Source organism: Paracoccus sp. (in: a-proteobacteria), assembly GCF_032007265.1.
Taxonomy (GTDB): domain Bacteria; phylum Pseudomonadota; class Alphaproteobacteria; order Rhodobacterales; family Rhodobacteraceae; genus Paracoccus.
Genome location: NZ_DALZMB010000158.1, coordinates 1 through 6096 on the forward strand (window position 1 = coordinate 1; position 6096 = coordinate 6096).

Sequence of the window (6096 nt, forward strand, 5' to 3'; positions counted from 1 at the left end):
GGTGAATGGCATCAGGATCAGGGCGCATCCCTTGTGAGGCGATGGCGGTGGCAATCTCCTCTTCGCCCGGCAGGCTAAGGCATAGCGCAGCAAAAGCCGGGTCCAACTCGGCTGTGGCCAGTAGCTCGCCAATGGCATCGCCATAGGCGCGGCTTGGCTCGGCGCCTTGCGCGCGTGCGATCAGTGCTGCAAGCGCCAGATCATGGCCGGCCTCCCAACGGGTAAAGGCATCGGTGTCATGGGCCAGCAGCAAGGCTTGAGCATCCGTGCTGATCTGGCGGTTGATCGTGACCGGGGCCGAGAAGCCGCGCAGCAACGAAACCACCGGGCGCGCGCCCAAATCGGTAAAGGTAAAGCTCTCTTCGGCCTTGGTCATTTCCAGCACCGTCGTCGGCAAAACCTCATCGCCATTCGGACCAATCAGTCCGATCGCGATGGGAATGACCCGCGCAGGCTTGGTGCTTTGACCAGGGGTCGGGGCAGTCTTTTGGCTGAAATGCAGCGTCAGGGTGCCATCTTGCCATTCCTCGCGCAAGGAAAGCTCGGGCGTGCCCGCATCCGTATACCAATGTTTGAATTGGGTCAGATCGCGCCCGGTGGCATCGGTGAAAACCTGAAGCCAATCCTCGATAGTGCAGGCCTGCCCATCATGGCGGTCGAAATACAGATCCAAGGCTTTACGGTAGCCTTCATCCCCAACCAGCCGCTTGAGCATGCCGATGACCTCGGCGCCCTTTTCATAGACGGTCGCAGTATAGAAGTTGTTGATTTCCTGATAATGGTCCGGGCGAGGCGGATGGGCCAGCGGACCTTGATCCTCGCGGAACTGGCGGGCGCGCAGGGTCTGGACATCATTGATGCGCTTGACGGCGGCCGAGCGCATATCGCTGGTGAAGCTCTGATCGCGGAAAACCGTCAGGCCTTCTTTCAGACAAAGCTGGAACCAATCGCGACAGGTGATGCGATTGCCAGTCCAATTGTGGAAATATTCATGTCCGATGACGCCTTCGATCCGTTCATAATCAAGATCGGTCGCAGTCTCGGCACTGGCCAGCACCAGCTTGGAGTTGAAGATATTCAACCCCTTGTTCTCCATCGCGCCCATATTGAAATCATCGACAGCAACGATGTTGAACACATCAAGATCATACTCGCGCCCATAGGCGCTTTCATCCCATTGCATTGATTTCTTTAGAGATTCCATCGCGAAATCTGCACGATCCTGATCGCCGGGTCGCACCCAGACATGCAGATCGACCTTACGGCCCGAAAGGGTGGTGAATTGATCATCCACCGAGACAAGATCGCCCGCCACCACCGCAAAAAGATAAGAGGGTTTGGGCCAGGGATCGTACCATTCGGCCATGCCCTTGCTTTGGCTGACCGGATTGCCATTGGACAAAAGCACAGGCTTGTCCGAACGGATGGTCACATGGAACGGGGCCATGACGTCCGGGCGATCCGGGTAAAAGGTGATGTGGCGAAAACCCTCTGCTTCGCACTGAGTGCAAAACATGCCACCCGACAGATACAAACCCTCGAGGGTGGTGTTGCTGGCCGGGTCGATCTCGACCTCGGCATTCAATGTGAACTCGGGACCGGGCAGGGCGCTTGCAGCGATCACCAGACCTTCGTCGCTTTGTGAATATTCTTCGCTTTGCAGTGCCCGGCCGTCGATGGTCAGCGAAATCAACCTAAGATTGACGCCATCCAGTGCCAGATCGCCGGGGGATGTTCGCCTGAAACGAATCGCCGAGCGGACCCTTGTTCCCTTGGGGGCCAGATCGAATTCCAGTCGAGTTTCCAGAATATTGAAGGGATAAGGCTGCCAATCAGCCAAATATTGGGTCACGGTCATGGATAACTCCGCCTACGGAAAATCGGCACAGGCGCGGAACTTGTGCGGAAATGGAGTGTTAACGGGTGGATAGTCGGGTCGCAAGACTGGGCAGGACAGGCCGCAGGGCAGCCTGCCGCATGCCGCCCCGATCCTGAATCCTTTACAGCCGGAGTGCTTTGCATGACCCATATCGACCCGAATGAGCCGCAACGCCCCTTTGATCCCGAGGGCAAGCCCCCGGTGGTTGAGGTCTATGTTGAGCCTGTCGCACAACGCTCATCGCCGCTGCCGTTGATCATTGGCATCCTGTTGGCTTTGGCTGTGGCCTATTTTGTGCTGCAATATTTCATGAACAAAGACACGGTCACCGTGACCGAACCCGAGGCCCCGGTCGTCACGGCACCTGCGCCCACCGAAACCACGCCCGCCCCGGCAACCACGGCGCCTGCGCCCACCGAGCCCGCAGCCACAACGCCTGCGCCAGAACCTACAAGCACCGCGCCAGCCAGCAGCGAACCGGTAACGCCCGAACCAACAACGTCCGCGCCCGCGACGACAACAACGCCGGAAGCGGCACCAGAAACGGCACCGGCAACTAGCACAGATACCGGTTCCGGCTCTTCGACCCCGTCGACCACGACCCCAGCTACCAACTGATCTCATTCATTGAATGGCCCCTGGCATTACGTCAGGGGCCATTTTCAATGAAATCTGTGATCTATCTCAACGGCCAATGTATACCATTGTTCACACCTGATGTTGCAACCCGTGGACGTGTGGCTTAGGAAGCCTTGATTTGCCGCAGTTTTACGAAAGGTTTAGCCATGGGACGCGTCGAAAAAGCCGGTTTGAGGGTCGATTCACTCCTTGCCGACTTCATCAATGATCGGGCGCTTCCGGGCACCGGCGTAGATCCGCGCCAGTTTTGGGAAGGGCTGTCCAAGCTTCTGCACGAACTTGGCGAAAAGAATCGCGCCTTGCTGGCCGATCGCGAGCGCCTGCAGGGCCAGATCGACGAATGGCATATCCAAAACCGCGGCAAGCCCTTTGATCAGGCTGCCTATGAGGCCTTTCTAGGCGAGATCGGCTATCTGGTGCCGAAAGGTGAGGATTTCACCATCGGAACCAGCAATACCGACCCGGAATTTGCATCGATCGCAGGTCCGCAGCTGGTCGTGCCGATCATGAACGCACGCTATGCGCTTAACGCGGCGAATGCGCGCTGGGGCAGCCTTTATGATGCGCTTTATGGCACCGATGCATTGGGCGATCTACCCAAGGGCAAGGGCTATGATGCAGCGCGTGGCGCACGCGTCATTGCCTGGGGTCGCGATTTCCTGGATCAAGCAGCACCGCTTGCCCAAGGCAGCTGGACCGATCTGACCGCGTTTTCGGTGGTGAATGGGGCGCTGGTCCCGGCATTGGCCGATCCGGCGAAGTTTGCGGCCTATATCGGCGATGCCGCCCATCCCAGCGATATTTTCTTGCGCAACAACAATCTGTTGATTCGCATCCACCTGAATGCCTCGACCCCGGTTGGCGCTCAGGACAAGGCCGGAATTTCTGACATCATCATCGAATCCGCGATCTCGGCGATCATGGATTGCGAGGATTCCGTGGCGGCAGTCGATGGCCAGGACAAGACCTTGGCCTATTCGAACTGGCTGGGCTTGATGGATGGCTCGCTGTCCGAAGAGGTCGAGAAGAACGGCAAGACGATCGTGCGCCGCCTTCATGGCGATGTGCAGGCGACCGCGCCTGATGGCAGCCCGATTGCCTTCAAGGGCCGCTCGCTGATGCTGGTGCGCAACGTGGGCCACCTGATGACCACGCCGGCGGTTCTCGATCGCGAGGGCAATGAGGTCTATGAGGGCCTGCTTGATGCCGCTGTCACCACGCTTTGCGCCATGCGCGATCTTCAGCGCCAAGACGGGCTGACGAATTCGGCCAAGGGCTCGATCTATGTGGTTAAGCCCAAGATGCATGGCCCGGCCGAAGTCGCCTTTGCCTCGGAAATCTTTGACCATGTCGAGGATATGCTTGGGCTGGCACGCAATACGGTCAAGCTGGGCATCATGGACGAAGAGCGTCGCACCAGCGCGAACCTGAAGGAATGCATTCGCGCCGCCAAGGACCGCGTGGCCTTTATCAACACGGGCTTTCTTGACCGCACGGGCGACGAATACCACACCTCGATCGAAGCAGGCGCGATGCTTGCCAAGGGCGAGATGAAGGGCAAGCCGTGGATCACCTCTTACGAGACCCGCAACGTCGATATTGGTCTGGCTTGCGGACTTGATGGCAAGGCGCAGATCGGCAAGGGCATGTGGGCGGCACCTGATCAGATGGCGGATATGCTGCGCGAAAAAATCGCGCATCCCCAATCTGGTGCCAATACCGCTTGGGTTCCCAGCCCGACCGCGGCAACCCTGCACGCGACCCATTACCACGCTGTTGATGTCTTTGCGCGTCAGGCCGAACTCAAGGCCAATCCGCGCCCCGAAGGCCTGAGCGAGCTGCTGACCATTCCGCTTGCGGGTGGGCGCAACTATAGCGAGGCCGAAATTCAGGCCGAGATCGACAATAACTGCCAAGGTATTCTGGGCTATGTCGTGCGCTGGATCGATCAGGGCATCGGCTGCTCAAAGGTGCTGGACATCCACGACGTCGCCTTGATGGAAGACCGTGCAACGCTGCGCATCTCCAGCCAGGCGTTGGCCAACTGGTTGCTGCATGGCGTGGTCACCGAGGCTCAGGTCATGAACGGTCTGCGCAAAATGGCCGTGATCGTTGACCGCCAGAACGAAGGCGATCCGCTTTATCGTCCGATGGCACCCGGTTTCGACGGGGTGGCGTTCCAGGCGGCTTGTGATCTGGTCTTCCTTGGCCGGGTCCAGCCCTCGGGCTATACCGAGCCGGTCCTGCACGCCCGTCGTCGTCAGGCCAAAGCCGAGCAAGAGCAGCTCGCCTAAGGCAGCGACTAAGCTAAAAGTCTGAATAACTTTGGGCAAATCGCCCCGGATCGCGACCTTGCAAGCAGGGTCGCGATTTTTTTTGACCTTGGTGCGACTGATTGCCCGCTTGGTCATGAAATTCGTCACATCGCCATATTTATCTGGGGGATAGGCGAATGGCCCAGCCCAGATCGCGGCAATTTTCGTGCTTCCTCGCCTTTTAGCTGCATTGCGGCGATGATCGCAGTCTTGTGATCGCTAACGCAGCGATGCTAGAACTTTTTCCAACTTGTAATAGAGGGGGGCACGATGAAGGTCGGTGCGTTAAAGGAGTTGCAGGATGGTGAGACGCGCGTCGCGATCACACCCTCCTCGGCTGCCCATCTGAAGAAGCTGGGACACGAGGTTTACGTCGAATCCGGCGCAGGTGCGCGTTCGGGTTTTACAGATGATGCTTATCGGGCAGCAGGAATTACAATCGAACCGACGGCAGGCGATCTGACGCGCGATGTCGATGTGGTGGTCAAGGTGCGCCCGCCAAGCGAAGATGAACTGCGCAGCATGCGCGCAGGTCAAACGCTGATTTCCTATTTTCTGCCCGCGCAGAACCCCGAACTGCTAGAAGTCGCGCGCCAGCAGGGTGTGACGGCAATCGCGATGGATATGGTGCCGCGGATTTCGCGCGCGCAGAAAATGGATGCTTTGTCGTCCATGGCCAATATCGCGGGTTATCGCGCCATGATCGAGGCCGCGAATAATTTCGGGCGCTTCTTCACTGGTCAGGTCACGGCAGCGGGCAAGGTGCCCCCGGCCAAGGTGCTGATCGTGGGTGCTGGGGTGGCGGGTCTTGCCGCAATCGGTGCTGCGACCTCGCTTGGCGCTCAGGTTTATGCCTTTGACGTTCGTCCCGAAGTGGCCGAGCAAATTGAATCGATGGGCGCAGAATTCGTCTATCTTGATTTTGCCGAAGCTGCCCAGGATGGCGCGGCGACCGGCGGCTATGCCGCACCCTCCAGCCCCGAATTCCGCGAGGCCCAGCTCAAGAAGTTCCGCGAGCTGGCCCCCGAAATGGATATCGTCATCACCACCGCGCTGATCCCCGGCCGCGATGCGCCCGTCCTTTGGACGCGCGATATGGTCGAGGCGATGAAGCGCGGCTCGGTCATCGTTGACCTTGCAGCCGAGCGTGGCGGCAACTGCGAGCTGACCGTTCCTGATGAGCGTTTCGTCACCGAAAATGGTGTCGTCATCATCGGCTATACCGATTTTCCGTCGAGGATGGGAACGCAAGCCTCTGAACTT

4 protein-coding genes are annotated in these 6096 nt (G+C 58.8%); 3 read left to right on the forward strand and 1 reads right to left on the reverse strand.

Features of this window, described 5'->3' with window-relative positions; translation table 11 throughout:
- The coding region (gene pepN / locus RTS12_RS19605; RefSeq protein WP_312531609.1) for an aminopeptidase N at window positions 1-1858 on the reverse strand (1858 nt) is incomplete at its 3' end.
- A gap of 162 nt (window positions 1859-2020) precedes the next feature.
- Here pepN and RTS12_RS19610 point away from each other — a divergent pair.
- The 3 genes from RTS12_RS19610 to RTS12_RS19620 form a co-directional block, all read left to right on the forward strand.
- Window positions 2021-2497 carry a hypothetical protein gene (locus tag RTS12_RS19610; protein WP_312531612.1) on the forward strand — a complete coding sequence of 159 codons (477 nt, stop codon included), beginning with the start codon at window positions 2021-2023 and terminating at the stop codon, window positions 2495-2497.
- A gap of 167 nt (window positions 2498-2664) precedes the next feature.
- On the forward strand, window positions 2665-4812 hold the full coding sequence (locus tag RTS12_RS19615; protein ID WP_312531615.1) for a malate synthase G: 2148 nt from the start codon (window positions 2665-2667) through the stop codon (window positions 4810-4812).
- A 291-nt stretch (window positions 4813-5103) separates the two neighbouring features.
- The coding region (locus RTS12_RS19620) for a Re/Si-specific NAD(P)(+) transhydrogenase subunit alpha (protein ID WP_312531618.1) at window positions 5104-6096 on the forward strand (993 nt) is incomplete at its 3' end.